At 66.0% G+C, this 23,786-nt stretch carries 25 protein-coding genes; 16 read left to right on the top strand and 9 right to left on the bottom strand.

All coding sequences use genetic code 11. The annotated features are described in order from the left end of the window. Nucleotides 1-4: 4 nt before the first annotated feature. From GB927_RS18085 to GB927_RS18075, 3 genes are read left to right on the top strand one after another with little or no spacing between them, the layout of a single operon-like run. Complete coding sequence (locus tag GB927_RS18085) at nucleotides 5-1,492, top strand: class I adenylate-forming enzyme family protein (protein WP_256118592.1); 1,488 nt, start codon at nucleotides 5-7, stop codon at nucleotides 1,490-1,492. Beyond that, on the top strand, nucleotides 1,470-2,651 hold the full coding sequence (locus GB927_RS18080; protein ID WP_256118591.1) for a thiolase family protein: 1,182 nt from the start codon (nucleotides 1,470-1,472) through the stop codon (nucleotides 2,649-2,651). The genes GB927_RS18085 and GB927_RS18080 overlap by 23 nt, the downstream gene beginning before the upstream one ends. 24 nt (nucleotides 2,652-2,675) lie before the next feature. Then, nucleotides 2,676-3,059, top strand: coding sequence for a GFA family protein (locus tag GB927_RS18075; RefSeq protein WP_256118590.1), 384 nt, complete (start codon nucleotides 2,676-2,678; stop codon nucleotides 3,057-3,059). Here GB927_RS18075 and GB927_RS18070 read toward each other — a convergent pair. Beyond that, nucleotides 3,045-3,446, bottom strand: a complete 402-nt coding sequence (locus GB927_RS18070; RefSeq protein ID WP_256118589.1) for an acyl-CoA thioesterase — start codon at nucleotides 3,444-3,446, stop codon at nucleotides 3,045-3,047. The two genes, GB927_RS18075 and GB927_RS18070, sit on opposite strands and share 15 nt — an antisense overlap. Nucleotides 3,447-3,467: 21 nt before the next feature. On the opposite strand from GB927_RS18070, the gene GB927_RS18065 reads away from it, so the two are divergent. From GB927_RS18065 to GB927_RS18055, 3 genes are all read left to right on the top strand, one after another. Then, nucleotides 3,468-4,421, top strand: a complete 954-nt coding sequence (locus GB927_RS18065; protein WP_256118588.1) for a zinc-dependent alcohol dehydrogenase family protein — start codon at nucleotides 3,468-3,470, stop codon at nucleotides 4,419-4,421. A gap of 70 nt (nucleotides 4,422-4,491) precedes the next feature. Continuing rightward, the gene (locus tag GB927_RS18060; protein WP_256118587.1) at nucleotides 4,492-5,418 is read left to right on the top strand and encodes a histone deacetylase family protein; all 927 of its coding nucleotides are present in this window, start codon (nucleotides 4,492-4,494) and stop codon (nucleotides 5,416-5,418) included. A 2-nt stretch (nucleotides 5,419-5,420) separates the two neighbouring features. Continuing rightward, nucleotides 5,421-5,684, top strand: a complete 264-nt coding sequence (locus GB927_RS18055; RefSeq protein WP_256118586.1) for an exodeoxyribonuclease VII small subunit — start codon at nucleotides 5,421-5,423, stop codon at nucleotides 5,682-5,684. A gap of 2 nt (nucleotides 5,685-5,686) precedes the next feature. Here GB927_RS18055 and GB927_RS18050 read toward each other — a convergent pair whose 3' ends face one another. Next, on the bottom strand, nucleotides 5,687-6,073 hold the full coding sequence (locus tag GB927_RS18050) for an ester cyclase (RefSeq protein ID WP_256118585.1): 387 nt from the start codon (nucleotides 6,071-6,073) through the stop codon (nucleotides 5,687-5,689). A 154-nt stretch (nucleotides 6,074-6,227) separates the two neighbouring features. Between GB927_RS18050 and GB927_RS18045 the strand changes: the two genes are divergently transcribed. The 6 genes from GB927_RS18045 (at nucleotide 6,228) to dxs (ending at nucleotide 11,063) form a co-directional block, all read left to right on the top strand. Further along, nucleotides 6,228-7,151: a pirin family protein gene (locus GB927_RS18045; protein ID WP_256118584.1), complete on the top strand. Its 924-nt coding sequence runs from the start codon at nucleotides 6,228-6,230 to the stop codon at nucleotides 7,149-7,151. A gap of 106 nt (nucleotides 7,152-7,257) precedes the next feature. Continuing rightward, nucleotides 7,258-7,590, top strand: coding sequence for an ArsR/SmtB family transcription factor (locus GB927_RS18040; RefSeq protein ID WP_305111820.1), 333 nt, complete (start codon nucleotides 7,258-7,260; stop codon nucleotides 7,588-7,590). Beyond that, nucleotides 7,587-8,015 carry an SRPBCC family protein gene (locus tag GB927_RS18035; RefSeq protein WP_256118582.1) on the top strand — a complete coding sequence of 143 codons (429 nt, stop codon included), beginning with the start codon at nucleotides 7,587-7,589 and terminating at the stop codon, nucleotides 8,013-8,015. The genes GB927_RS18040 and GB927_RS18035 overlap by 4 nt, the downstream gene beginning before the upstream one ends. A gap of 15 nt (nucleotides 8,016-8,030) precedes the next feature. After that, nucleotides 8,031-8,477, top strand: coding sequence for a DUF1801 domain-containing protein (locus tag GB927_RS18030; protein ID WP_256118581.1), 447 nt, complete (start codon nucleotides 8,031-8,033; stop codon nucleotides 8,475-8,477). A 20-nt stretch (nucleotides 8,478-8,497) separates the two neighbouring features. Further along, nucleotides 8,498-8,899 (top strand): DUF1801 domain-containing protein, encoded by a 402-nt coding sequence (locus tag GB927_RS18025; protein WP_256118580.1) that lies wholly within the window; start codon nucleotides 8,498-8,500, stop codon nucleotides 8,897-8,899. Nucleotides 8,900-9,143: 244 nt separating this feature from the next. Further along, nucleotides 9,144-11,063, top strand: a complete 1,920-nt coding sequence (gene dxs, locus GB927_RS18020; protein ID WP_256118743.1) for a 1-deoxy-D-xylulose-5-phosphate synthase — start codon at nucleotides 9,144-9,146, stop codon at nucleotides 11,061-11,063. 36 nt (nucleotides 11,064-11,099) lie between these two features. On the opposite strand, the gene GB927_RS18015 is transcribed toward dxs, so the two are convergent. Continuing rightward, a complete protein-coding gene (locus tag GB927_RS18015) occupies nucleotides 11,100-12,110 on the bottom strand; it encodes a DUF4424 domain-containing protein (protein ID WP_256118579.1) in 1,011 nt (336 codons plus the stop codon). Here GB927_RS18015 and GB927_RS18010 point away from each other — a divergent pair. The 3 genes from GB927_RS18010 (at nucleotide 12,109) to GB927_RS18000 (ending at nucleotide 14,662) form a co-directional block, all read left to right on the top strand. Beyond that, nucleotides 12,109-12,576: a hypothetical protein gene (locus GB927_RS18010; RefSeq protein ID WP_256118577.1), complete on the top strand. Its 468-nt coding sequence runs from the start codon at nucleotides 12,109-12,111 to the stop codon at nucleotides 12,574-12,576. The genes GB927_RS18015 and GB927_RS18010 overlap by 2 nt on opposite strands. An 86-nt stretch (nucleotides 12,577-12,662) precedes the next feature. Further along, the gene (locus GB927_RS18005) at nucleotides 12,663-13,415 is read left to right on the top strand and encodes a TlyA family RNA methyltransferase (protein ID WP_256118576.1); all 753 of its coding nucleotides are present in this window, start codon (nucleotides 12,663-12,665) and stop codon (nucleotides 13,413-13,415) included. After that, a complete protein-coding gene (locus tag GB927_RS18000) occupies nucleotides 13,412-14,662 on the top strand; it encodes a class I SAM-dependent RNA methyltransferase (protein ID WP_256118575.1) in 1,251 nt (416 codons plus the stop codon). The genes GB927_RS18005 and GB927_RS18000 overlap by 4 nt, the downstream gene beginning before the upstream one ends. Before the next feature lie 98 nt (nucleotides 14,663-14,760). On the opposite strand, the gene GB927_RS17995 is transcribed toward GB927_RS18000, so the two are convergent. The 5 genes from GB927_RS17995 to GB927_RS17975 form a co-directional block, all read right to left on the bottom strand. Then, complete coding sequence (locus tag GB927_RS17995; protein WP_256118573.1) at nucleotides 14,761-15,510, bottom strand: SDR family oxidoreductase; 750 nt, start codon at nucleotides 15,508-15,510, stop codon at nucleotides 14,761-14,763. A gap of 123 nt (nucleotides 15,511-15,633) precedes the next feature. Then, nucleotides 15,634-17,736, bottom strand: a complete 2,103-nt coding sequence (gene mcpU, locus GB927_RS17990) for a methyl-accepting chemotaxis protein McpU (protein WP_256118572.1) — start codon at nucleotides 17,734-17,736, stop codon at nucleotides 15,634-15,636. Between the two features lie 209 nt (nucleotides 17,737-17,945). Beyond that, nucleotides 17,946-18,701, bottom strand: coding sequence for a crotonase/enoyl-CoA hydratase family protein (locus GB927_RS17985; RefSeq protein WP_256118571.1), 756 nt, complete (start codon nucleotides 18,699-18,701; stop codon nucleotides 17,946-17,948). A 152-nt stretch (nucleotides 18,702-18,853) separates the two neighbouring features. Continuing rightward, nucleotides 18,854-20,626 carry an acyl-CoA dehydrogenase family protein gene (locus GB927_RS17980; protein ID WP_256118570.1) on the bottom strand — a complete coding sequence of 591 codons (1,773 nt, stop codon included), beginning with the start codon at nucleotides 20,624-20,626 and terminating at the stop codon, nucleotides 18,854-18,856. Between the two features lie 163 nt (nucleotides 20,627-20,789). Beyond that, on the bottom strand, nucleotides 20,790-21,356 hold the full coding sequence (locus tag GB927_RS17975) for a BA14K family protein (protein WP_256118569.1): 567 nt from the start codon (nucleotides 21,354-21,356) through the stop codon (nucleotides 20,790-20,792). 233 nt (nucleotides 21,357-21,589) lie between these two features. Between GB927_RS17975 and GB927_RS17970 the strand changes: the two genes are divergently transcribed. Next, nucleotides 21,590-22,684, top strand: coding sequence for a glycoside hydrolase family 25 protein (locus GB927_RS17970; RefSeq protein WP_256118568.1), 1,095 nt, complete (start codon nucleotides 21,590-21,592; stop codon nucleotides 22,682-22,684). 3 nt (nucleotides 22,685-22,687) lie between these two features. On the opposite strand, the gene GB927_RS17965 is transcribed toward GB927_RS17970, so the two are convergent. Then, nucleotides 22,688-23,785 (bottom strand): FAD-binding oxidoreductase, encoded by a 1,098-nt coding sequence (locus GB927_RS17965; RefSeq protein ID WP_256118567.1) that lies wholly within the window; start codon nucleotides 23,783-23,785, stop codon nucleotides 22,688-22,690. Nucleotide 23,786: the final 1 nt, after the last annotated feature.

Genomic DNA, 23,786 nt, shown 5'->3' with positions numbered 1-23,786 from the left:
GCCGATGCCGCTGGCCGGTGCCCCCGAACGGCACGCCGCGCAACATCCGGAAAACCCGGCCTTCCACCTGGAGGACCGGGTTCTATCCTACGCGACGCTCGTCGCCACCGCACGGCACCTGCACGCAGCCTTCGCGGGCCTCGCCCCATCGGGCCGAAGCGCCATCGGCCCGGAAAACCGGCTGGTCGCGCTCGTCACCGGCAACCATGCGCTCTTCCCCGCCGCCTTCGCGGCCGCAACGGCCGGAAACACCTGCGCCGCGCTGATCGATCCGCATCTGCCGGAAGCGGTGCGCCGACGGCTCCTCGAAAAGCTCGATCCCGACCTGATCGTCATCGCCGAAGGGGCGGAGCTTCTCGCCCACAATCCGCGAAGCGGCGCGACCCTCGTCCTCGCCGAAAGCGCTGCCGCCGACGCCCCGCCACTACCGGAAGGCCGCGACGAGGATCCCTTCCTCATCGTCTTCACCTCCGGCACGACGGCCGATCCGAAGCCGATCATCCGCGACCGCCGCTCCTGGCGCATCAGCCTTGCCACGGGAGCGCCCTTCTTCGGCCTCGATGCCACGACCAGCACCTATGCTCCCGGCCCGCTGGCCCACGGCCTTGCGCTCTATGCGATGACGGAGACCCTGCTTGCCGGCGGCGCCTTCCATGCCGCCCGGCATTTCGATGCGGCAAAGGCGCTGGAGACGATCCGCAACGCGGATATCCGCCGCCTGGTGCTGGTGCCGACCATGCTGCGCCGGCTCTGCGAGGGTGCGCCCGTCGACACCATCGCGGCCATCACCGTTGCCGGTGCAAAACTGACCGCGACCGACCATGCGCTCTGCGCCGCGCATTTCCCCAACGCGGCCGTGCGCGAATATTACGGGGCCTCGGAACTCGGCTTCGTCACGGTCACCACGCCGGGCGACCCCGCGTCCTCCACCGCCGTCGGCACGGTTTTTCCCGGCGTGCGGCTTTGTGTGCTGGACAAGGACGGCAAGGCGCTTGCCGCGGGCGAAACCGGCACGATCTTCGTCGAGAGCCCGCTTGTCGCGACCGGCTATCTCGGTGCGGGCGACGGCGCGGGCCTCGCGCGCTTCGGCGCACTGGCGACCGTCGGCGACCTCGGATTCCTGGAGGCGGACGGCACGTTGCATCTGCTCGGCCGCGCCGGCGGCATGATCCTCTCCGGCGGCAACAACATCTACCCTTCGGAGGTGGAAGTCGCCTTGCTCAGCCTTGCCGAAATCCGCGCCGCCCATGTCTTCGGCGTCGAGCATGCGGATCTCGGCAGCGAGCTTGTCGCGGTCATCGAGCCGAACGGTCTGGAGCTTACGCCGGAAAGACTGAAGGCGGCGCTGGCAAAAACGCTGCCGCGCTACAAGCTGCCGCGCAGGGTCTGGCTGTGCCGCGCCATGCCGGTGACGCCCTCCGGCAAGGTCGAGGCGAAGACAGTGCGGCAATGGGTGGCGGAGGACAGCGATGCGCTCGAACGGTTCTACTGATCCCGCGCGCATCCCCGTTATCGCGGCCGCCTTCCGCACGCCGATCGGCCGCGTCAACGGCACGCTTTCTGCAATCGAGCCGGCAAGCCTTGCCGTCCCGCTGATCCGCCGCATCCTCGCCGAGACCGGGCTTTCCCCCGCGGCGGTGGACGACGTGATCCTCGGCAATGCGGCCAACAGCGCCGGCAATCTCGCGCGCCTCGCAGCGCTGGAGGCCGGGCTTCCCGTCTCCGTGCCCGGCCTGACGGTGGACCGGCAATGCGGCTCGGGGCTGGAGGCGATCGCGCTCGCCGCCCGACTGGTGCAGGCGGGCGCCGGACGGTTTTATCTCGCCGGCGGCACCGAGAGCTCAAGCCGCGCCCACCTACGTTTCCGCCCGCCTGCAACAGCCGGCGGAGGGCCGCAGCCCGTGCGCCGCGCCCGCATGGCGCCCGATTCGATCGGCGATCCGGACATGGGCATCGCCGCGGAAAACGTCGCCGCCCATGCCGGCATCAGCCGCGAGCGGCAGGATGCCTTCGCGCTTCAAAGCCATGTTCGCGCGGTGGCGGCGGCGAAGGCGGGGCGCTTCGATGGCGAGATCGTGCCGGTGGAAACGCCCGCCGGGCTGGTTTCCCGCGACGAATGCCCGCGGGAAAACACATCCCTGGAAAAACTCGCGGCGCTGAAGCCCGTCTTCCGGCCCGATGGCACGGTGACCGCGGGCAATGCCTGCCCGGTCAATGACGGCGCCTCGGTCGTGCTGGTCACCTCGCTCGCGGCGGCGCAGGCGCTCGGGCTCGAGCCTTTGCTCGAAGTGGTCGACAACGCGGTGGCCGGCGTCGATCCGAACCTGCTCGGCCTCGGCCCCGTGCCCGCCATGGCAAAACTCGCCGCGCGCAATGCGGGGCTCGATGCAACAAGAATCCCCTTCGTAGAATTCAACGAAGCTTTTGCCTCGCAGGTGCTCGCCAGCCTCGATGCGCTCGGCATCGACCCCGCGCGCGCCAACCGTGACGGGGGGGCGCTGGCGCTCGGCCATCCCTATGGCGCGTCCGGGGCGATCCTCGTCACGCGGCTTTTTGCGCAGATGCAGGGCGTCGAGACGGGGGCGGAGGGCGTCGCCATGATGGGCATCGGCGGCGGCATGGGCATTGCGGCCCTGTTTCGAAAATTGTGAGGGTTCGAAAACTGTGAGGGTGAGATGAAGATCTATTCCGGCGGCTGCTTGTGCGGTGCCATCCGTTTTGCGGCGACGGGACCGGCGGAGAAGCCGCATACCTGCTCCTGCCGCTTCTGCCAACAGCATACCGGCGCGCCGACCGCTGCCTGGGTGGAGTTTCCCGCCGAACGCCTCGCCTGGGCGGGCGCAAAACCCGCGACCTGGCGCTCCTCGGACTATTCCAGCCGCGCCTTCTGCCCGGCTTGCGGCAGCTCCATCGGCGCGATCGACGACGAACCGATCGTGGCACTGCTCATCGGCGGTTTCGACGATCCGTCCGATCCGGCGCTTCAGCCCCAGTACCATTCCTTCGAGGATTGCCGGCCGGTCTGGTTGCAGGTGGAGACGGCGTCAGGCGAGGAATGATTTCAGCCAGTCGCGCACCGGCTGCGGCACGTTGACGGGCTGGCGCGTCGAGGGATCGACCGCCACCCAGACGATTTCAAGATCGGCCACCGCTGCACCTTCGGACGAGATCGCGACGGCGAAGCTGAGCGAGGTGGCGCCGATGCGCGTGACCGACACCTTGAAGCGGGCCAGATCATCCAGCCGCAGGCCGCGATGGAAGGCGCAGCCGGATTTGCGCACGAAATAGACCGGATCGTCCCGCCCCTCGGGCCTATGACGCCAAAGGCCCGCGACGGCCGCCTCGGCATGGGCGTAATAGGCGGCATTGTGCATATGGCCGTGCATGTCTATATCGCGAAAGGGTATGCGGACCTCGCTCACCGTGATGTCTGCCGTCTGTTCCACGTCGACCCCCGGGATAAAACCATGCTTCGTGCCGTTGTTAGAGCGTTCGGCGATCCCCGGCAAGTGATCGCCCTGGAAGAGGCCGAGCGCGTCCCTCCCGGCCCGGGCGAAGTGGAAATCCGCATCCTGCGCGCCGCCATCAACCCCTCCGACCTCATCCCCATCACCGGCGCCTACCGCAGCCGCACCACCCTGCCCTTCGTGCCCGGCTTCGAGGGGGTTGGGGAAATCTTGCGTCTTGGCGAGGGCGTGGCGGGCTTCTCCCTCGGCCAGCGCGTACTGCCGATCGGGGCGAGCGGGCTTTGGCAGCGATATCTTATCCGCCCGGCGGAACGGTGTTTTGTGGTGCCGGATGATCTTTCCGATGATCAGGCCGCGATGGCTTATGTGAACCCGCTGACGGCGTTTCGGCTGGTCGATGCGGTCCGCATGCATTTCGGCAATACAACGGGCCAGCGCGTGGGCGTGACCGCGGCGGCCTCCGCCATTGGAAAAATGCTGCTGGTGCTGCTCGCGGAATCGGGTTTCCAGCCGGTCGCCCTTGTGCGCAGCCTAGCGACGGCGCAGCGACTGGCGGAAAGCTTTTCCGGCGAGATCGTCGCGCAGGCGCCGCTGCCGCCGCTTGATGCGGTGCTCGATGCGGTTGGCGGCGAGCCGGGCAATGGGCTGTTCCGCCATATCCGGCGCGGCGGCGCCTTCGTGCAATATGGTGCGCTGAGCGGGGCGCAGCTCGATCCGATGCTGGTGGCCGCACGGCGCGACGCGGTGGCCTTCTCCTTCCTCTGGCTGCGCAACTGGGTGCATTCCGCGCCGCGCGCGGCGATCGAGGACGCGTTCGCGCGCAGTTTTGCGGGCATCCGCGCCGGCCATCTCGGCTCCGCCGTCGATAGCGTCTTTGCGCTCTCGGACCTACAAGCGGCGCTAGCCCGTCAGGACGACCCGTTGCGCGTCGGAAAACTGCTCCTTGCGCCGTGACGGTTGAAAAGGCGTGGACACTGGCCCATTTCCCGTGGACCTCGCCAACCGCAATAGGTAGCTTCCGGCCATGACGACGTTTCTCTTCGAGAACCCGATCTTCCTCGAGCACCACACGCCTGAGGGCCATCCGGAGCGGTCGGACCGTATCCGGGCGATCAACCTCGCGCTGGAACACGAGCGCTTCTCGCCGCTCGTGCGCGAAAAGGCGCCGCAGGCGAACGAGGATTTCGTACTGCTCGCCCATCCCGAAAGCCACCTGCGCGCCGTCATGGACGAGATGCCCGAAGAGGGCATCAACCAGGTCGAGGCGGATACCTATGCGAGCCCGGCGAGCCTCCAGGCCGCGCTGACCGGCATCGGCGGGGCGATCGGGGCGATCGACGCGGTCTTTTCCGGCAAGGCGGACAATGCCTTCGTGGCGGCGCGCCCGCCCGGCCACCATGCCGAGCGCAACAAGGCGATGGGCTTCTGCTTCTTCAACAATGCCGCGATTGCCGCCCGCCATGCGCAAAGGGCTTATGGTGCGGAGCGCGTCGCCATCGTCGACTGGGACGTGCACCACGGCAACGGTACGCAGGATATCTTCTTCGACGACCCCTCCGTGCTGTTCTGCTCGACGCACCAGATGCCGCTTTATCCCGGCAGCGGGGCGAAGGACGAGACGGGGGCGGGCAACATCGTCAACGCGCCGCTTTCGGCCAATGACGGCAGCGATCATTTTCGCGAGGCATTTCGGTCGCGCGTGCTGCCGCGTGTCGCCGATTTCCGGCCGGACGTGATCATCATTTCCGCTGGCTTCGACGCCCATCACCGCGATCCGCTGGCGCAGATCAACCTCGTCGCCGACGATTTCGACTGGGCGACGGCGAAGATCATGGAACTTTCCGAAAAATCGGCAAACAACCGGGTGGTCAGCCTGCTGGAAGGCGGCTACGACCTCGAAGGCCTCGCCGAATCCGCCGCCACCCATATCTACCGCCTGATGAGAGGCTGATCATGACCAACGCCGCCCCTGCCGCCGCCGCCCCGGATGTCTCCGCCCTCACTTTTGAACAGGCCGTCGAGGAGCTGGAAAAGATCGTTGCGGCGCTGGAGCGCGGCGACGTGCCGCTTGACCGTTCCATCGAGATCTACGAGCGTGGCGAAGCGCTGAAGAAACATTGCGAGACGCTGCTTTCGGCCGCCGAAAACCGCATCGAAAAGATCCGCCTCGACCGCGCCGGCAAACCGCAGGGCACGGTGCCGCTCGACGGGGCGTGAGCCTATAGCTGGTCTGCGATCGCGGCCTTGTCGATGATCGACCAGACATTGCGGATGCGCCCATCCTGAAATTCGTAGAAAACGTTTTCGCTGAACGCGACCTTCCTGCCGTTGACGGGGAGGCCGAAGAGTTCGCCGACCGGCGTGCAATCAAACACCAGCCGGCTGGCGATGCGCGGCGGGTCCGCCATCAGGAAATCGATAGTGAAACGAAGATCGGGGATCGCCCGAAAATCGCCTTCCAGCATCGTGCAGTAGCCAGACAGGCCGATGCGCTTGCCGTTGTAGTGCGCGTCCTCATGCACGAAATTGCCGAGGTTCGGCCAGTCCTGTCCATTCAGGCAGGCGATATAGCCGTGGTAGAGCGCCGAGAGATCGTCCTTCGTCATGCATCCGTTCCTGTGTATCTGCCCTCAATATGGGGCAATGGGCTGCGAAAGCCAGACGGGCTGAAAGCTTGACCACAGCGTCAACAGGATCGCGCTATCCGCCTCGCCCGCCGCCCGCTAACATCCGCCCATGAACCAATGACAGGAGGGCGTGATGAGCTTCTTTCCCGGCAAGGACCCGGAGGCGGGTGACGCGGCGGCGTGCGATGCGCTGGAGCATCTGATCATTCCGCGCACCAGCGATATCGGCGGACTTGCGGTACGGCGCGCGCTGCCGACGGCCAAACGCCGGCTCGTCGGGCCGTTCATCTTCTTCGACCGCATGGGGCCGGCGCTGTTGCGGGCGGGCGACGCGATCGACGTCAAGCCGCACCCGCATATCGGGCTTTCCACCGTCACCTATCTCTTCGACGGCGAGATCAAGCACCGCGACAGCATCGGCACCGAAATGGTGATTGCACCGGGCGACGTGAACCTGATGACGGCGGGGCGCGGCATCGTGCATTCCGAGCGCTCGCCGGAAAACCTGCGCGGCAGGCCCATGTCGATTTCCGGCCTCCAGACCTGGCTCGCCCTGCCCGATAGCCACGAGGAGATGGCGCCGGTCTTCGCCCACACCACGAAAGCCGAGCTTCCCTCGTTTTCGGCCGACGGCATAGCTGGGCGCACCATCATCGGCCGCTATGAAGGCCATACCTCGCCCGTCGATGTGCCGACGGACACGCTCTATGTCGACCTGACGCTTGCGCCCGGTGCTGCGGCACCGCTCGCGGCAGAGTGGGAGGAGCGCGCGGTCTATGTGCTCTCCGGCACGCTGGACGTGGCGGGCGATGTGTTCGAGGCGGACCGGCTGCTCGTCTTCCGTGCGGGCGACGCGATTACGTTGAAGGCGGGGCCGCAAGGCTGTCATATCATGCTGTTCGGCGGGGCCGCGCTCGGCTCCAAGCGCTACATCTGGTGGAACTTCGTTTCCTCCTCCAAGGAGCGCATCGAGCAGGCCAAGGAGGAATGGCGCACCGGCCGCTTCGACATCGTGCCCGGCGACGAAGAGGAATTCGTGCCATTGCCAGCCGGGTGATACATAGTCACAAAGGTATATGAAATCCTCGCCTTCACCGATCCAGAACGTTCGACTTGACAAATCCATAGCCGTACAGCTATACGTTATTCATAGTCATTGAGGTATGGATCAAGTGGCCGAAGCGCATGACATGCTGTTCCGCACGCTGGCGGACCCCACCCGGCGCGCGCTCTTCGAGCGGCTGTGCCGCGAAGGCGAGAAGACGGTGGGAGCGCTGACGGCCAAGGCGGGCGTCTCGCAGCCGGTCGTCTCCAAACATCTGAACCTCCTCAAGCAGGCAGGCCTCGTGCGCGACCGGCACGAGGGACGGCAGACGCATTACAGCGCCCAGCTCGGCGCGCTCGCGCCGCTTATCGACTGGACCAGCCAGATGGCCCGGTTCTGGGAAACGCGCTTCGACGATCTCGAAAATTTGCTGAGGAGAATGGATCAATGAGTGACGCAACACCCGAGACGCGCGCCGTCGTCGTCGAGCGCGAGATCGCCCATCCGCCGGAAAAGCTCTGGCGCGCACTGACGCAGCCGCATCTCATCTCGGAATGGCTGATGAAGACCGATTTCGCCCCCGTCGTCGGCCATGATTTCACCCTGCGCGGCGATTGGGGTAGTGTCGATTGTCGCGTGCTGACGGTCGAGCCCGGCAGGATGCTGAGCTATACGTGGGATCATGTGCATGACGACCCCGCCTTCGACCTCCGGAGCGTGGTGAGCTTCACGCTGACGCCGACGGCCACGGGAACGCATCTGCGGATGGAGCAGACGGGGTTCCGGTCGGAGCAGAAGCAGGCCTTCGGCGGCGCCCGCCATGGCTGGCAGGAGCATTTCACGAACCTGGAGCGGGTTCTGGCGGGACTTGCATAACGCGGAGCGAGGATCATGACCGGCGAGACCACCAAGAAGGCGCCCAGGAAGCAGGCCGGGCAACCGGTCCTGCTTTCGGGCGGCAATCCGCAGATCGCCAAGGGCTACGGCGACGGGCCGATTCAGGCCTATATCGCCGCCATGCCGGGCTGGAAGAGCGACATGGGCCGCCGGCTCGATGCGCTGATCGAGAAAACGGTGCCCGGCGTGTACAAGGCGGTCAAGTGGAACTCGCCGTTCTACGGCATCGAGGGTGACGGCTGGTTCCTCGGCCTGCATTGTTTCAACAAATACATCAAGCTGGCCTTCTTCCGCGGCACCGCGCTCGATCCGATGCCGCCGGTCGCTTCCAAGACCGCCGAGACGCGCTATTTCCACATCCACGAGGACGACGTGCTCGACGAAGCCCAGCTTGCGGACTGGATCCGCCAGGCAAGCCGGCTTCCCGGCGAGCGCATGTGACGAACGAAAGGATGGAAACCATGGACCAGGTCAAGAGTGAAGCGGAATCCCCCTCCCGTCTGATCGACAAGAGGATCGAGGAGCTTGCCGATTGGCGCGGCGAAACCCTGGCCCGGTTGCGCGCCATCATCAAGAAGGCCGATCCCGACATCGTCGAGGAATGGAAATGGCGCGGCGTTCCGGTCTGGGAGCATGACGGCATCATCTGCACCGGCGAGACCTACAAGGCGGTGGTGAAGATGACCTTCGCCAAGGGCGCATCGCTGCCCGACCCGGCCGGGCTGTTCAATTCCAGCCTGGAGGGCAACACGCGCCGCGCCATCGACGTGCATGAGGGCGAAGCGATCGACGAGGCTGCGCTCACCGCGCTGGTGCAGGCTGCCGTCGCCCTGAACACGGCGAAACGCCCGAAGAAGACGTAGGAATCACGACAAATTGAGTGCGGGCGGCCGGCGTCCGCAAAATGCCCCAATTGCCCGGGAGAACTCGGGCAGTGCGTCGGTTTGTGCGGTATCAATCCGGCGAAATACGCTCTAGACTTGCCGAAACGGTTGAAATCGCGCGCCGCATTCTGCATGTGACAGGCTAACGCGGTCAAAGCCGCATGCCCGGGTCGGGCTCCACAGCGGAGTTTTCGGCACGCGGGCGAGAACACGAGGCATGAGAGTGACACAAGCACCCGCCACACCGCTGCTCGACAAGGTCCACATTCCGGCGGACCTGAAGGGCGTGGACGATCGCGACCTGCCGCAGCTGGCAGCCGAACTGCGCGCCGAGATGATCGACGCCGTATCGCGCACCGGCGGGCATCTGGGCGCGGGCCTCGGCGTGGTCGAGCTCACCATCGCCATCCACAAGGTGTTCGACACGCCCAAGGACCGGCTGATCTTCGATGTCGGCCACCAGTGCTATCCGCACAAGATCCTCACCGGCCGGCGCGACCGCATCCGCACGCTTCGCCAGGAAGACGGCCTTTCCGGCTTCACGCGGCGCGCCGAGAGCGAATACGATCCCTTCGGCGCCGCCCATTCCTCGACCTCGATTTCCGCCGGCCTCGGCATGGCGGTCGCGGCCGATCTTTCCGGCGAGAACCGCAATGTCATCGCCGTCATCGGCGACGGCGCGATGTCCGCCGGCATGGCCTATGAGGCGCTGAACAATGCCGGTGCGCTCGATGCCCGCCTCATCGTCATCCTCAACGACAACGACATGTCGATCGCCCCGCCCACCGGCGCCATGAGCGCCTATCTCGCGCGGCTTGCCTCCGGGCGCACCTATATGGGCTTCCGCGACCTCGGCAAGAAGCTGACGGCCTATCTCGGCAAGAAGGTCGACCGCGCGATCACCCGCGCCGTCGAGCATGCACGGGGTTATGTGACCGGCGGCACGCTCTTCGAGGAAATGGGCTTCTACCATATCGGCCCGATCGACGGGCATTCGTTCGAGCACCTGCTGCCCGTGCTGCGCAATGTGCGCGACAATTCCAAAGGCCCGGTGCTGATCCACGTCGTCACCCAGAAGGGCAAGGGTTATCCCCCGGCAGAAGCCGCCGCCGACAAGTATCACGGCGTCAACACCTTCGACGTCATCACCGGCGCGCAGGCGAAGGCCAAGCCCAATGCGCCCGCCTATACCGCCGTCTTCGCCGATGCGCTGGTGCAGGAAGCCGGTTTCGACGAGAAGATCGTCGGCGTCACCGCCGCCATGCCGAACGGCACCGGCCTCGACAAGCTGGCGGCCGCCTATCCCATGCGCACCTTCGACGTGGGCATTGCCGAGCAGCATGCGGTGACCTTCGCCGCCGGCCTCGCGTCCGAAGGCTACAAGCCGTTCTGCGCGCTCTATTCCACCTTCCTGCAACGCGGCTATGACCAGGTCGTGCACGACGTGGCGATCCAGGGCCTGCCGGTGCGTTTCCCGATCGACCGCGCCGGCTTCGTCGGCGCCGACGGGCCGACCCATGCGGGTTCCTTCGACACGACCTATCTTGCCACCCTGCCCGGCTTCGTGGTGATGGCGGCCGCCGACGAGGCGGAACTAAAGCACATGGTGCGCACCGCCGCCGCCTATGACGACGGCCCGATCTCCTTTCGCTATCCGCGCGGCGAAGGTGTCGGCATCGACATGCCGGCACGCGGCGAAATCCTGCAGATCGGCAAGGGCCGCGTCGTCAAGCAGGGGTCGAAGGTGGCGTTGCTCTCCTTTGGCACGCGGCTGGCCGATTGTCTGCTAGCCGCCGAGGACCTCGATGCCGCCGGCCTTTCCACGACGGTCGCCGATGCGCGTTTCGCAAAACCGCTCGACCACGACCTCATCCGCCAGTTCGCCCGCCACCACGAGGTGCTGATCACCATCGAGGAAGGCGCCGTCGGCGGCTTCGGCAGCCATGTGCTGCAATTCCTCGCCATGGAAGGCCTGCTCGACCACGGCCTGAAGGTGCGCCCGCTGGTGCTGCCGGATATCTGGATGGAACAGGCCAAGCCCGACGCCATGTACGCCAAAGCCGGCCTAGACCGCGCCGGCATCGTCTCCACCGTCTTCAAGACACTCGGCCAGAAGGCCGTGGGTGTGGGCGCAGCCGGCTGACCTTAGCCTATTCGATGAAGCCCGCGCCGCCCGGTCCTACTGCGCGGTGCTTGGTTTCAGCAGCAGGATGTCGATCTCGTTTGCCGGCGTGAAATCCTTCGCCTTCATCTCGAAGGTCGTCGGCCCCGTCTTTTTGATGCCTTCGCCGCAGAAGCTGACGACGTTTTCCGGCGCGCCCTTGTCGATCGTCAGCGAAAAATCCTTGATCGGGCCGGACCAGTTGGCGCCCGTCGTCAGGATGTAGGAAATCCAGTTCTCGAAGAGGTAGGATTTTCCAGCCTGCATGTCCTGTTCCGACTGCTGGGCGCGACGCACGATGTTTTCCTCGATGCAGTAGCGCTTCACATAGTCCTCATAGCGCTCACCCTTTGCCGCCCCCTCCTCCAGGAAGCTGATGCCCACCGTTCCGCCGACGCTCGGCTTGTAGCGGTGCTGGACTTTCACCTCCTTGCCCGCCGGGAAGGTCGTGCGCCACCAATAGACGGATTTCAGCGACCAGAGCGGCGTGCGGTAGTCCTTCATGCCGTTGCCGTCATTGTCGTAGGTGTCGATGAAGATGAGCCCGCGGGCGATCCAGTCGGCCGCCACATGCTCGGGGAGCTTTTTCAGCGCGTCCTTCGTCGCCGTCGCGAAGGGAAGCAGCGGAACGCCGCTGGCCTTAAGGTCTTCGGTCACGTCGATATCCGAGGCATAGGCGCGCTGCTGGAGATTGACGGCGACGGTCTTGCCGTCCTGTGATGCCGTGAAGGCGAGATAGTTATCCGTCTCGAAATCGCCCATCGCGACATTCGCATAGGGATCGCCGCCGATATCGGGCATCGGGAAGGCGACGAGGCCGGAAACATCCTTTTGAGACGTGTTGGTGAAGACATAGTCGACGCGGATTTCCTCCGGCGAGATGAAAAGGGCCTCGCTCGTCATCTCGACCTCCGGCGTGCGCACGAAGGTCAACCCGCCCGTCTTCAGTTCCGCCATCGTGTCGTTGGCGAGCGCCGGCGCTGCAAACAGCGCGAGAAGCAGCGGAGCAAGGCGGAGAGCGGCGTTCATGGATGTCCTCGCAAGATGTCTGTCGGTCGCGATATCAGCCGAAACGACACCGCGCAGCAAGCGCGAAACGCGGTCACGCTTTCTCAACCATCCCGTTTTGCAACCGCGTAACCACATCCCTTGGGCGTTCCGAAACCTCCGGCTGCTAGGTTCCGGCTCAACGAAAAGAAAGACCGGACAGGGATTTTCCATCATGCGTTTCGCGCTGCTTGCGGCTCTCGCCGCCACGCTTTGCCATGCCTCCATCGCGGCGGCCGACGAACGGCCGTCGCATGACCCGGCCATCGAGGCCGCAGCGCTGGCCATCCTGCAGAAGAAGCTGCCGGAGATCCGCAAATCGCACGAGATCGGCCGCGATCCGGTGATCGTGCGCGCAGCGCGGCCGGAAGCGGAGCCGCAAGGTATTTCCGCCCTTATCGACATCGATTCGCTGCAAAATTTCCCGGGCCGTATCATCTGGCTCTGACGGCGAAGGGCACATCCGGCCCTCCCAAAGGGTGGAATGCAGCGCGCGGGGCTTGCCACCTGCGGCGCGAGGCGTCATGAGAGGCGATGTCCGAACCCACAGAAACCATCCGCCTCGACCAGCTCCTGCTGAATGCCGGTCTCGTTGCCAGCCGTTCGCGGGCGCGCGACGCGATTTCGCGCGGCACCGTCAAGGTCAACGGCCGCACCGTTACCAAGCCGAGCTCCACCTTCCCCGCCTCGGCCGTCATCGAGATCGATGATCCGGCGCAGGCCTATGTCTCGCGCGCAGCGTTGAAGCTGAAGGCGGCGCTCGACGACTTCGGCCTCGATCCGGCGGGGCTCGATTGCCTCGACATCGGCGCCTCGACCGGCGGCTTCACCGATATCCTGCTGGAGCGCGGCGCCAGCCACGTCATCGCGGTGGATGTCGGCCACGACCAGCTTCACCCGCGGCTGAGAGCTGACGAGCGCATCACCAATTACGAAGGGCTGAATGCGCGGGTGCTCGACGAGGATCATCTCGAAGGGCGCGAAATCGGCGCCGTCGTCTCCGACGTCTCCTTCATCTCGCTGAAGCTGGCGCTGCCGCCGGCCCTTGAAATGGCCGAGCCCGGCGCCTTCTGCGTGCTGCTGGTCAAGCCCCAGTTCGAGGCCGGCCGCGAGGCGATCAGCAAGGCGGGGCTCTTGAAGGACCCGGACAGCGCGCCTGCGGTTGCGGCGGAGCTGGAGCGCTGGCTGGTGGAGGACATGGGCTGGAAGAGCCTCGGCCTCCTGCCCTCGCCGATCACCGGCGGGGACGGCAATGTCGAGTTCCTGCTCGGGGGCCGCAAGCCATGACGACGGAGACGCTGACCATCGCTCGGCTCGGCTCGGGCGGCGACGGCATTGCGGAGGCGCCCGGTGGCCCGGTCTACGTGCCCTTCACGCTGCCCGGCGAAACGGTCGCCGTGGCGCGCGTGAAGAACATTGGCACGGTCATGTCGATGTCGGTCGCCTCGCCCGAGCGCGTCGAGCCGCCCTGCGTGCATTTCGGCCCGGACGGCAAGAATGGCATCTGCGGAGGCTGCACGCTGCAACATGCGGGCGACGCGCTCTACCACGCCTTCAAGCGCGAACTCGTCGTCAATGCGCTGAAATCCAAGGGCCTGACGCCCGAGGTGGCGCCGCTCGTCATCGCCCGGCCGGGCGAGCGCCGGCGCGTCGTCTTCACCGCGCGCAAGACGGAAAAGGCCGTGCTGCTCGGCTTCAACCAGGCCGGCAGCCACCACATCGTCTCTATCGACCACTGTCCGATCTCCAGCGACGGCATCATCTCGCGGCTCGACGCGATCCGCCGCGTCGCGGGCGCCATCGCCACCAGCAGCGAACCGTTTCGCGTGACGGTGCTGGAGACGCTCGCAGGCCTCGACCTCGCCTTCGAGGGCATCAAGAAGGTGGGCGACAAGGAACGGCGTGCCGTCACCGCCTGCGTGCTTTCGCTGCCCGGCATCGCGCGGGTTTCCAGTGACGGCGAGATCCTGATCGAGCCGCAGCGGCCGGTGATCGATTTTTCCGGCGTGCGTGTTTCCCCGCCGGCCGGTGGTTTCACCCAGGCGACGAAGCCGGCCGAGGACGCGATGGCCGATCTGGTGCTGGCGGCCCTCGGCAAGGCCAAGCGCGTCGCCGACCTCTTTGCGGGCTCCGGCACCTTTGCCTTGCGTATCGCCCGACAGGCCAAGGTGCATGCGGTGGAGGGCGAGGAGAAGGCGCTGAAGGCGCTGGACCAGGCCGCGCGCAACACGCAGGGCCTGAAGCCCGTGACGGTGGAAAAGCGCGACCTCTTCCGCCGCCCGCTGATGACCTCCGAACTGAAGGTTTTCGACACCGTGGTCTTCGACCCGCCGCGCGCCGGCGCGGAAGACCAGTGCAAGGAACTCGCCCGCTCCGGCGTAAAAACCATCGTGGCCGTCTCGTGCAACCCCGTCAGCCTCGCGCGCGACCTTTCGATCCTGACAGCCGCCGGCTACCGCATCCGCCTTGTGACGCCGATCGACCAGTTCCTCTGGTCGGCCCATGTCGAGGCGGTGGCGGTGCTGGAGAAGTAGGCGGACCTAGAGCATTTAAGGTGAGCCGGAAATGCTCTGGGCTTTTGTTTTGGCGCATTATCCGACGCCGAAGCGATGCCGCTTCGGCTGGAAATGCTCTAGCCGGGGAACACCCCGCCATGATCCGCATCCAGCACGATGGAGAGCGACACGTTGCGCGGACGCGTGACGGCGAACAGCACGGCCTCCACCACATCCCGATTGGTGGCGCGCGCGCTCTTGGCCCGCCCGGGCGCCTCCGCCCATGCGGGTTCGCCGGGCTGGATGTCGTCCAGATCCGGCGGGTGCAGGATGATCGAGCGGACGGGCGTTCCCGACAGCATTTGCCGCAACCCTTCCGCAATCGCCGTCTGGCCCCGCTTGGCCGCGTAGAAGGGAACGGAAACGCCGTCGAGCATCGCATTCGCCAGGCCGCTGACCGAACCGATGGTCACGATATCCGGGTTGGCGGAGCGCCGGAGAAGCGGCAGAAGGCCCTGGCTGAACAGGAATGTGCCGGTGACGGCGGAGTTGATGACGCCGAGGACCGTCTCGACCGGGAGCGGTTCGTCGCGCGCCTCCAGCCACATCGCGCCGTTGTTGATCAACAGGTCGATATGCTCGTGCGCGCGGGTGATCGCATCGACCGCCTGGCGCACGCTTTCGCTCTCGGCGAGATCCATGGCGATGCAGGCGGGGCGGCGGCCCGTGGCGCTGGCGATCCCATCGGCCACCGCTTCGAGCGCCGCGAGGTTGCGGGCGCAAAGGACCAGGTTGCACCCCGCCTCCGCCAGAGACGTGGCAAGTGCTGCGCCCAGCCCGCGTGCTGCACCCGTGATGACGACCGTTCGCCCCTCCAATTCACCCATTCTTCGCGTCCTCGTATCAGCAATGCGGAACCTGGTTATACCCGCTAAGGCCTTGACCGGAAATGCCAAAATAAAAAGGCCCGGGAACGATCCCGGGCCTTTTTCTTAACGTGAGACTGCGGATTATGCCGCGCGGCGGGATGGCGTGGCGGCGTAGCTTGCGCCGCCACCCAGCCGGAACTGCGCCAGCAGCGCGTTGAGGGCGGCTGCTTCGGTCGCGAGGCCGTGGCTGGCGGCGGTCTGTTCTTCCACCATGGCGGCGTTCTGCTGGGTGCCCTGGTCCATGGTGTTGACGGCGGTGTTGATCTCCTGGAGGCCGGTCGATTGCTCGCGGGCGGAGAGAACGATGGCGTTGACGTGGCCATTGATCTCCTGCACCTCGCGCACGATCGCTTCGAGCGCCGCACCCGTCTCGTCGACCAGCGCCACGCCGGAGCGCACCTGTTCGCCGGAGGCAGTGATCAACGCCTTGATCTCCTTGGCCGCGTTGGCCGAGCGCTGGGCGAGCTCGCGCACTTCCTGCGCGACGACGGCAAAACCCTTCCCGGCTTCACCCGCACGGGCGGCCTCGACGCCGGCATTCAGCGCCAGCAGGTTGGTCTGGAAGGCGATGTCGTCGATGACGCCGATGATGTTGGAGATCTCGCCCGAGGACTTTTCGATGCCCTGCATGGCCGAGACGGCGCGGCGCACCACTTCGCCCGACTTTTCGGCGCCGGTGCGGGTGCGCGAGACGAGCGAGCCGACCTCTTCGGCGCGGCGCGTCGAGTCCTTGACCGTCGTGGTGATCTCCTCCAGTGCGGCAGCGGTCTCCTCGACGGAGGCGGCCTGCTGTTCCGTGCGGCGGGCGAGGTCGTCGGCGGCCGAGCGGATTTCCGTGGCACCGGCATCGATGGCGCGGGCGTTCTGGCCGACCGTCGTCATCGCCGTGTGCAGCTTGGTGACGGAGTGGTTGAAGTCGGTGCGCAGGCGATCGAGATGGCCGGCGAAGGGCGCGTCGATGCGGTGGGCGAGATCGCCCTCGGCAAGACGGCCGAGGCCATCCGCCAGCGCCTCGACGGCGTGCTGGATTTCGGCCACTTCGCGGGCCTTCAGGGCTTCGCGGTCGCGGCGCTCGCTTTCGGAAAGCACGCGGCCCTCCTCGGCGGCGTTTTCGAGACGGGTGCGCTCGATGGCATTGGCGCGGAAGACGGCGACCGCGGCGGCCATGCGGCCGATCTCGTCGGTACGCTCCTGGCCGGGAATTTCGGTGGTGACGTCGCCCGAGGCGAGCTTGTCCATGGCACCCGTCATGTCCGTGACCGGGCGCACGACGAGGCGCGAGAGCACGGTGGCGAGGAAGCCCATCATGACGACGACGGCGAGGATGGTGGCGATGGTCGCCGCGATGCGGAACTGGTCGATCGCCGCATAGGCCATGCCGCTATCGATGGTGAAGCCGAGATACCACTCGACCGACGGCAGGCCGGTGACCGGCACGAAGGAGACGAGCACCGGCTTGCCGGCATAGTCCGTATGCGTGATGCCGCCGCCGATGGCCGGCGTCGTCTGCGGGAAGGCATCGGTGAGCGACTTGGTGACCAGCGCCTTGTCCTGGTGCACGAGGATCTGGCCGTTCTTGTTGACGAGGAAGGCGAAGCCCGTGCCGCCGAGATCGACCGAGTTGACCATGTCGACCAGCGACTTCAGCGAGAAATCGCTGCCGGCGACGCCGAGCAGCTTGCCGTCGCGCTTGACCGGGGTCGCGGCGCTGATGATCAGGTCGTTGGTGGAGGCGTCGGTATAGGGCTCCGTCAGCACGCTGCCATTCGCCTTCACGGCATCCTGATACCAGGGGCGCTGGCGCGCGTCGTAGCCTTCCGGCATGTCCGACTTCGGCCACATGGTGAAGGTGCCCGCCTCGTCGCCGACATAGGTGGTCATGAACTGGCCGACCAGCACGTCGTTCTGGAGAACGGCCTCGATGCCGGCGGCGTCATTGGCCTTGCCGGCGGCCTTGCCGGCGGCGTTGCCGGCCATTTCGGTCAGCGCCACGCGGGCGTTCAGCCAATTGGCAATGCTCTGGGCGGCCTGCTTGCCGGAACTGTCGATGCTTTCCTCGACGGAGTTCGTCAGCACGCCGCGCTGCAAGCTGTCGATATAGAGGGAGAAGCCGGTGAAGGCGGCGATGACGACGAGCGACGCGACGACAAGGATGCGCGTCATCAGATTGGAGCGCTTGGACATGGGCGCGATGTTCCTTCGGAAGCGCCTCGCCAGGACGGCGGGCGCATGGTGCTGAACGGCATGCCGGAAAGGCGAGTGTCGGGCGCATCATGCGGCCGCCGGCACGGAGCACCGGAGAATGGCCGCACCCTAGGAAAACGTGTTTAAGGCCCTCTTAAAATTGATAGACCACAAATTGCAGCCGGCCCCTTTCGGCTACGGAAATCCGCTCAGCGGCGCGCCATGAAGGCCTCGAAGGCGGCGCGCGCTTCCGGGCTTTTCAGCTGTGCGGCGAAAAGCCCCGCCTCCTCGTCGATGCGCGTCGCCACTTCGCCGCGGTCGCCGCGGATGAGGTTGCGGGCGATCGCGAGTGCCTTCGGCGGCTTGGCGGCAAGCCGCGCCGCGGCGGCAAGCGTCTGTTCTTCGACTGCACGCGGTTCGACGACGGCATAGACGAGGCCCGCATCGCGCGCGGCAGTCGCGGAAAATCCATCGCCCGCGGCGAGCAGCGCGAAGGCGCGCTGGTGGCCCATCAGGCGAGGCGCGAGCAGGCTGGAGGCCGCCTCCGGCACCAGCGCCAGGTCGACGAAGGGCGTGCGGAACTCCGTGCGGATCGAGGCATAGGTGAGGTCGCAATGCAGGTGGATCGTCGTGCCGATGCCGATCGCCAGGCCATCGACGCCGGAGACCAGCGGCTTGCCGTGGGCGGCGAGTGCATGGAGGAAATCGATCACCTCGCGGCCCATCGTGCCGCCCATGGCGAAGGCCATGAAGTCGTTGAGGTCGTTGCCGGCGGAAAAGCAGCCCTCGGAGCCGAGGAAGACGGTCGCTCGCACCGCCTCGTCCGCGTCGCCTGCCGTCAGCGCATCGGTCATCGCCTGGTACATGGCGCGCGTGATGGCGTTCTTCTTGTCGGGGCGGTTGAGACGGATCACCATGACGCCGGGGGCGTTTTCCGGGCGTTCGATCAGGATGTGGTCGGTCATAGTGTCCTCTTCTTCCGAATGATGTCCGTGCCGCCCTCGGCAGGCTCCCCGGACAGGCCGGGCGCGTCGTTTCGATTTGAGCAGGGTTCCAACCCCCTGCCAATCTCCCCCATCAGGGGGAACGTTGGCAGGCAGAGGGGGTAGCGACTGCCTCAGCCCAGAACCGCCCGCGCCGCTGCGAGGCTCGCGGCACCCGACATCACGCGATCCCGCAAAGCCGCCGTTTCGCCGATGATGTTTTCGGCGGCGAAGCGGCAAAGCGCGGCGCGTTCGGCATTGCGGCCGTCGCCGCCGTCGGCGAGTGCGCCCTTGGCGAGGTAGGCGCCCGTCAGGACGAGGCCGAAGAGGCGCTGGTAGGGCGTGGCGCCGGCGAGCGCCTCGGCTTGCTTTCCTTCCGCGAGTGTCGTGAGCAGCCATTCGGTGGCAGCTTCGAGGTCGGCGATGCTGGCCTCCAGGCGGGCGCCGGTTTCGCCAACCGCGGGCGTGTTGGCGGCCCCGGCCTTGGCGGCGATCTCGCGCAATTCGACAATGAAGCCGCGCACATGGGCGCCTTCCGACAGCGGCAGTTTGCGCGTGACGAGGTCTATCGCCTGGATGCCGTTCGTGCCCTCGTAGATCGGCGCGATGCGGGCGTCGCGGAACAGGCGGGCGGCCCCCGTCTCCTCGATGAAGCCCATGCCGCCATGCACCTGCACACCGAGCGAGGAGACATCGACGCCGGCATCGGTGGCAAAGCTCTTGGCGATCGGCGTCAGCAGGCTGGCGCGCTCGCTCCAGTGTTTTGCCTCCTCGCCATGCGACCGGTCTACGGCATGAGCACAGGCATAGGTGATGGCGCGCGCACCCTGGGTCAGCACCTTCATGGTCAGCAGCATGCGGGCGACATCCGGGTGTTCGATGATCGGGCTCATGCCCGAGCCCTGCCAGCCGGGCGCCTTGCCCTGCGTGCGGTCCTTCGCATAGGCGAGCGCCTTCTGCGTCGCGGCCTCGGCGATCGCCACGCCCTGCATGCCGACGGCAAGGCGGGCATTGTTCATCATGGTGAACATGCAGGCGAGCCCGCGGTTTTCCTCGCCCACCAGCCAGCCGATCGCGCCGGCCTCCTCGCCAAAACGGCCGTCGCCATAGATCATGGTGCAGGTCGGCGAGGCGTGGATGCCAAGTTTATGTTCGATCGAATGGCAATAGGCATCGTTGCGGGGGCCAAGCGAACCATCCTCGTTGACGAGGAATTTGGGCACCAGGAAGAGCGAGATGCCGCGCGTGCCGGCCGGCGCATCCGGCAGGCGGGCGAGGACGAGATGTACGATGTTGTCGGTAAAGTCGTGTTCGCCATAGGTGATGAAGATCTTCTGGCCGAACAGGCGATAGGTGCCGTCGTCGCGGCGTTCGGCGCGGGTCTTCATCACGCCGAGGTCGGAGCCGGCATGGGGCTCGGTCAGGTTCATCGAGCCCATCCATTCGCCCGAGACCATTTTCGGCAGATAGGTGGATTTCAGATGGTCGGAACCGTGCACCGTCAGCGCCTCGATCGCGCCGATCGTCAGCGTCGGGCCGATCGCAAAGGCCATCGAACCGCTGTTCCACATTTCGAGCGCCGCGACATGCAGCATATGGGGAAGCCCCTGCCCGCCGAAATCAGGAGAAGCGGTCAGCGAGTTCCAGCCACCTTCCGCCCAGGCCTTGTAGAGCGCCGGCCAGCCGTCGGGCATTTTCACCGCGCTGTCGACAAAGCGGGCGCCCTGCTTGTCGCCGATCTCGGCGAGCGGGGCCACCTCCTCGGTGGCGAATCGGCCGGCTTCGGAGAGGATCGCATCGACGAGGTCATCCGTGAGATCACCGAGATGGCCGCCCTCCAGCGCGGGTGCCAGCCCCGCCACGTGTTTCAGCGTGAACGCAATCTCCTCGACCGGCGCCTTGTACATGTCTATCCTCCTCCACGACGTGCTGGCGGGCAGATTATTGATTTTTACGTAAACGTCAACTTTTCCCACGCAAATCCCCAAACGGAAACAGGCCGGCCGGTGATTAGACCGGTCAGCCTGCTTCCTGTGCCGGGGGGACCGTCCGGCACTTTAAAATCAACCCTTAGCTATAGGGCGAGATGCACTGGCGACGCGGGCCGCCATAGGGCTGGAACGTGTTGTCGTAGGCGCGATACGAACGGTAGCGGTTTGCGCACCAGTTCACATGCGAGCCGCCGCCACCGACATAGCCGCGGTCGTTGGCGATCGCACCGCCGATGACGGTGCCCACGCCGAATGCGGCCAGCGGGAACCAGAAGCCATTGTGGTAGCGGTAACCGCTGCGCTGGTAGCGGTAGCCGCGGTGGCCACGATACCAACCGTTGCGGTAGCCGCGGTCACCGCGCCAGCCGACATTACGGTCACGACCGCGCCAGCGGCGGCTTTCACGATAGCCACGATTGTTGCTCCAGTTGCGGCCGCGGTCAAAGCGTTCAGCGCGCCAGGTGCTCCCCCCGCGCCGCCAGATACGGCGGTTGTGGTCGCGCACGAGCTGCACCGAGGTTCCACCTTCGGTCGCAGTCGACTGGATCTTCGCGACGGGAAGCGGCATGGCGCTCGCCGGCACGACCGGCGTGGCGGCGAAAAGCGCCGACATCGCCACCGCAAGGACTTTATTGATAAACTTCATGACAATTCTCCCTAGGCGTGCCCTTCAGCATTTGCTCGAATGGCAATTTGAACGCGAAACGCACGAGAGTCCCTTTCGTTCCATATGCGGTCTTCCCGCGCGCGTTTCAATGGCTCGGCTCGTCACAAATTCGGGAGCCTTGTTCTGGAACCTTGGGCGGATTAGCGCTCCGTTAACCATGTCTCGTTCACCATGCTCGCTTGATCCGGCGCGGGATTCGAACAGGAGCGTCCATGAACCCGAAGCATCTTTCCGGCCTGGCGGCCCTCATCCTGCTGGCGGCCCTGCCCTTTTCGGCCCGCGCGGTCGATGTGGAACCGTGGAGAAAGCCGGAAAACGCCATCGTCATCGATGCCTATGAGCTGAACGAGATCGACTGGTCGGAGATGCTGTCCGACAAGCGCATCGCCGGCTTCATCTCGAAGGCCTCCGACGGCCTGCCGGAAAGCTACAGCTGCAAGGGCGAGCACAGCGGCGATACGGTGGCGCACTGCAAGACCATGTGGCGCAAATATGCGGTGAGCCGCGAACTCTACGAGACCCGCCGGCTGCTCGCGCGCTCGAAGGGCCTGCTCTGGGGCGCCTATCACCTCGCCCGACCGGGCAACCCGGTCGACCAGGCCAATCATTTCCTCGACTATGCCAATCCGCAGGATGACGAGATGATGGTGCTGGATATCGAGGGCATCGATCCGGACACCTACATGTCGCTTGCGGATGCGCAGGTTTTTGCCGGCCATATCAAGACGCGCACGGGCCGCTATCCGGTGCTCTACACCAACCATTCGACCGCGCGTTACATCGCCGCCCATCGCGACGAATACCGCATCCTGTCGCGTCTGCCGCTCTGGTATGCCCGCTACAAGCCGGGCATCGAGGGCGCCTTTCCGATGGGCAACTGGGACAATTATGCGCTCTGGCAGTTCTCCGCCGGCGTCAACTGCTCGAAGCGCCGCTGCCCCTACCGCGTGAAGGGCGCGCTCAACGACATCGACGTCAACGTCGCGCCGATGAGCAAGGCCGCACTCGGCAAGGCCTGGGCCTTCGGCGGCCTGGTGCCGGAAAAACCCTTCGAGCCCGTGGACGAGATGCTCACAGCCTCCATCCCCACCGGCGGCGCGCTGCAGGCGACCGTCGAAGCGGCCGCATCTATCGGCGCCGAGGCGCAGACGACGGGCGCCGTCACGCTCGCTTCCGGCACGACAGCGTCGTTCCCGGTGACGGTAACGGCCGAAGTGCGCGCCGGCCTCGCCGCAAAGGGCGCGGCGACTGCGGCGCTTGGCCAGCGTGTGGTCGACGTGACGCCGTTGAACTACCAGGATTTCTGAGTTTCACGCCTCGATCGACACATCCCCGATCGGGCGCGAGCAGCAGGCGAGGATGTAGCCTTCCTCGATCTCGTCGTCGAGGATGCCGCCGTTGTGGCGCATGTCGACTTCGCCCGAGACCTTCATGACCCGGCAGGTGCCGCACAGGCCGCCCTCGCAGGCGGCGCCGATGCGCACGCCGGCCGCGCGGGCGGTTTGCAGGATGGTCTGGCCGGGCGGGCACTTGGCGTCCTTGCCGGCCATGGTGAAGGTGACGGTGGAGATCGCCTCGGCGTCCACCTCGCCCGGGCCGCCGCGAATGGCGAGTTCTTCGGGCGCGGGTGCGGCGGCCGGCTGGAAGCTCTCCTCGTGGTAGCGCTCCATGTTGAAGCCGCAGACCTTCAGCATATCGCGCACGCCGCGCATGAACGGCTCCGGGCCACAGCAGAAGACGGTGCGATCGCGGAAATCGGGCGCCAGCAGCGAGAGCCGGGCGGCATCGATGCGGCCGCGCAGGCCATGCCAGCCGTCACGCGGGTTGTGGCCCTCGACCACGAAACCGAGCGCAAGGTTCGGCATGTGGGCGGCGAGACATTCGAGCTCCGCCTTGAACAGCAGGTCCTCCGGCTTGCGCGCGCAGGTGACGAAGGCGACATCCGACTGCGGCGCGCAATCCGACATCCAGCGCGTCATCGACATCATCGGCGTCACGCCGGAGCCGGCCGAGATGAAGAGATACTTTTCCGCCGGATAGCGCACGAAGGAAAAGTCGCCGAGCGGGCCGAAGGCCTTGAGCTTCACGCCGGGGCGCAGGTTGTCGAACATCCAGCGCGTGCCGATCGAATTCTTCTGCACCTTCACCGTCACGGAGACGGCGAAGGGGCGCGACGGCGTCGAAGACAGCGTGTAGGTGCGCATCACCGGATCGTCCGGCGCCACCGGCAGCTCCAGCGTAACGAACTGGCCCGGCAGGTAGCGGAACCAGTTGTCGCGATCCGAGCGGAAGGTGAAGGTCATCACATCCGTCGTCTCCGCCGTCACGGCGATGCATTCCAGCAGGTGCTGGCGATCGTTCCACGGATAGAGTTCGTCGAAATGGTGGAAATGGCTCGCGACCGTCATG

Origin of the sequence: Shinella lacus, assembly GCF_010994755.1 — a bacterium.
GTDB classification, from domain to species: Bacteria; Pseudomonadota; Alphaproteobacteria; order Rhizobiales; family Rhizobiaceae; genus Shinella; species Shinella lacus.
This window is presented reverse-complemented; position numbering and strand designations above follow the sequence as displayed.

What these genes read in the sequence shown, in the direction of transcription:
- GB927_RS18055 (WP_256118586.1), top strand. Translation starts at nt 5,421, where the DNA reads ATGACCAACGCCGCCCCTGCCGCCGCCGCCCCGGATGTCTCCGCCCTC.
- GB927_RS18025 (WP_256118580.1), top strand. Translation starts at nt 8,498, where the DNA reads ATGGACCAGGTCAAGAGTGAAGCGGAATCCCCCTCCCGTCTGATCGAC.
- GB927_RS17970 (WP_256118568.1), top strand. Translation starts at nt 21,590, where the DNA reads ATGAACCCGAAGCATCTTTCCGGCCTGGCGGCCCTCATCCTGCTGGCG.
- GB927_RS18010 (WP_256118577.1), top strand. Translation starts at nt 12,109, where the DNA reads ATGGATGTCCTCGCAAGATGTCTGTCGGTCGCGATATCAGCCGAAACG.
- GB927_RS18060 (WP_256118587.1), top strand. Translation starts at nt 4,492, where the DNA reads ATGACGACGTTTCTCTTCGAGAACCCGATCTTCCTCGAGCACCACACG.
- GB927_RS18080 (WP_256118591.1), top strand. Translation starts at nt 1,470, where the DNA reads ATGCGCTCGAACGGTTCTACTGATCCCGCGCGCATCCCCGTTATCGCG.
- GB927_RS18050 (WP_256118585.1), bottom strand. Translation starts at nt 6,073, where the DNA reads ATGACGAAGGACGATCTCTCGGCGCTCTACCACGGCTATATCGCCTGC.
- GB927_RS17965 (WP_256118567.1), bottom strand. Translation starts at nt 23,785, where the DNA reads ATGACGGTCGCGAGCCATTTCCACCATTTCGACGAACTCTATCCGTGG.
- GB927_RS18045 (WP_256118584.1), top strand. Translation starts at nt 6,228, where the DNA reads ATGAGCTTCTTTCCCGGCAAGGACCCGGAGGCGGGTGACGCGGCGGCG.
- GB927_RS18075 (WP_256118590.1), top strand. Translation starts at nt 2,676, where the DNA reads ATGAAGATCTATTCCGGCGGCTGCTTGTGCGGTGCCATCCGTTTTGCG.
- GB927_RS18085 (WP_256118592.1), top strand. Translation starts at nt 5, where the DNA reads ATGCCGCTGGCCGGTGCCCCCGAACGGCACGCCGCGCAACATCCGGAA.
- GB927_RS18035 (WP_256118582.1), top strand. Translation starts at nt 7,587, where the DNA reads ATGAGTGACGCAACACCCGAGACGCGCGCCGTCGTCGTCGAGCGCGAG.
- GB927_RS17995 (WP_256118573.1), bottom strand. Translation starts at nt 15,510, where the DNA reads ATGGGTGAATTGGAGGGGCGAACGGTCGTCATCACGGGTGCAGCACGC.
- GB927_RS17980 (WP_256118570.1), bottom strand. Translation starts at nt 20,626, where the DNA reads ATGTACAAGGCGCCGGTCGAGGAGATTGCGTTCACGCTGAAACACGTG.
- GB927_RS18030 (WP_256118581.1), top strand. Translation starts at nt 8,031, where the DNA reads ATGACCGGCGAGACCACCAAGAAGGCGCCCAGGAAGCAGGCCGGGCAA.
- GB927_RS18005 (WP_256118576.1), top strand. Translation starts at nt 12,663, where the DNA reads ATGTCCGAACCCACAGAAACCATCCGCCTCGACCAGCTCCTGCTGAAT.
- GB927_RS17985 (WP_256118571.1), bottom strand. Translation starts at nt 18,701, where the DNA reads ATGACCGACCACATCCTGATCGAACGCCCGGAAAACGCCCCCGGCGTC.
- GB927_RS17975 (WP_256118569.1), bottom strand. Translation starts at nt 21,356, where the DNA reads ATGAAGTTTATCAATAAAGTCCTTGCGGTGGCGATGTCGGCGCTTTTC.
- mcpU (WP_256118572.1), bottom strand. Translation starts at nt 17,736, where the DNA reads ATGTCCAAGCGCTCCAATCTGATGACGCGCATCCTTGTCGTCGCGTCG.
- GB927_RS18065 (WP_256118588.1), top strand. Translation starts at nt 3,468, where the DNA reads ATGCTTCGTGCCGTTGTTAGAGCGTTCGGCGATCCCCGGCAAGTGATC.
- GB927_RS18000 (WP_256118575.1), top strand. Translation starts at nt 13,412, where the DNA reads ATGACGACGGAGACGCTGACCATCGCTCGGCTCGGCTCGGGCGGCGAC.
- GB927_RS18040 (WP_305111820.1), top strand. Translation starts at nt 7,258, where the DNA reads ATGGATCAAGTGGCCGAAGCGCATGACATGCTGTTCCGCACGCTGGCG.
- GB927_RS18015 (WP_256118579.1), bottom strand. Translation starts at nt 12,110, where the DNA reads ATGAACGCCGCTCTCCGCCTTGCTCCGCTGCTTCTCGCGCTGTTTGCA.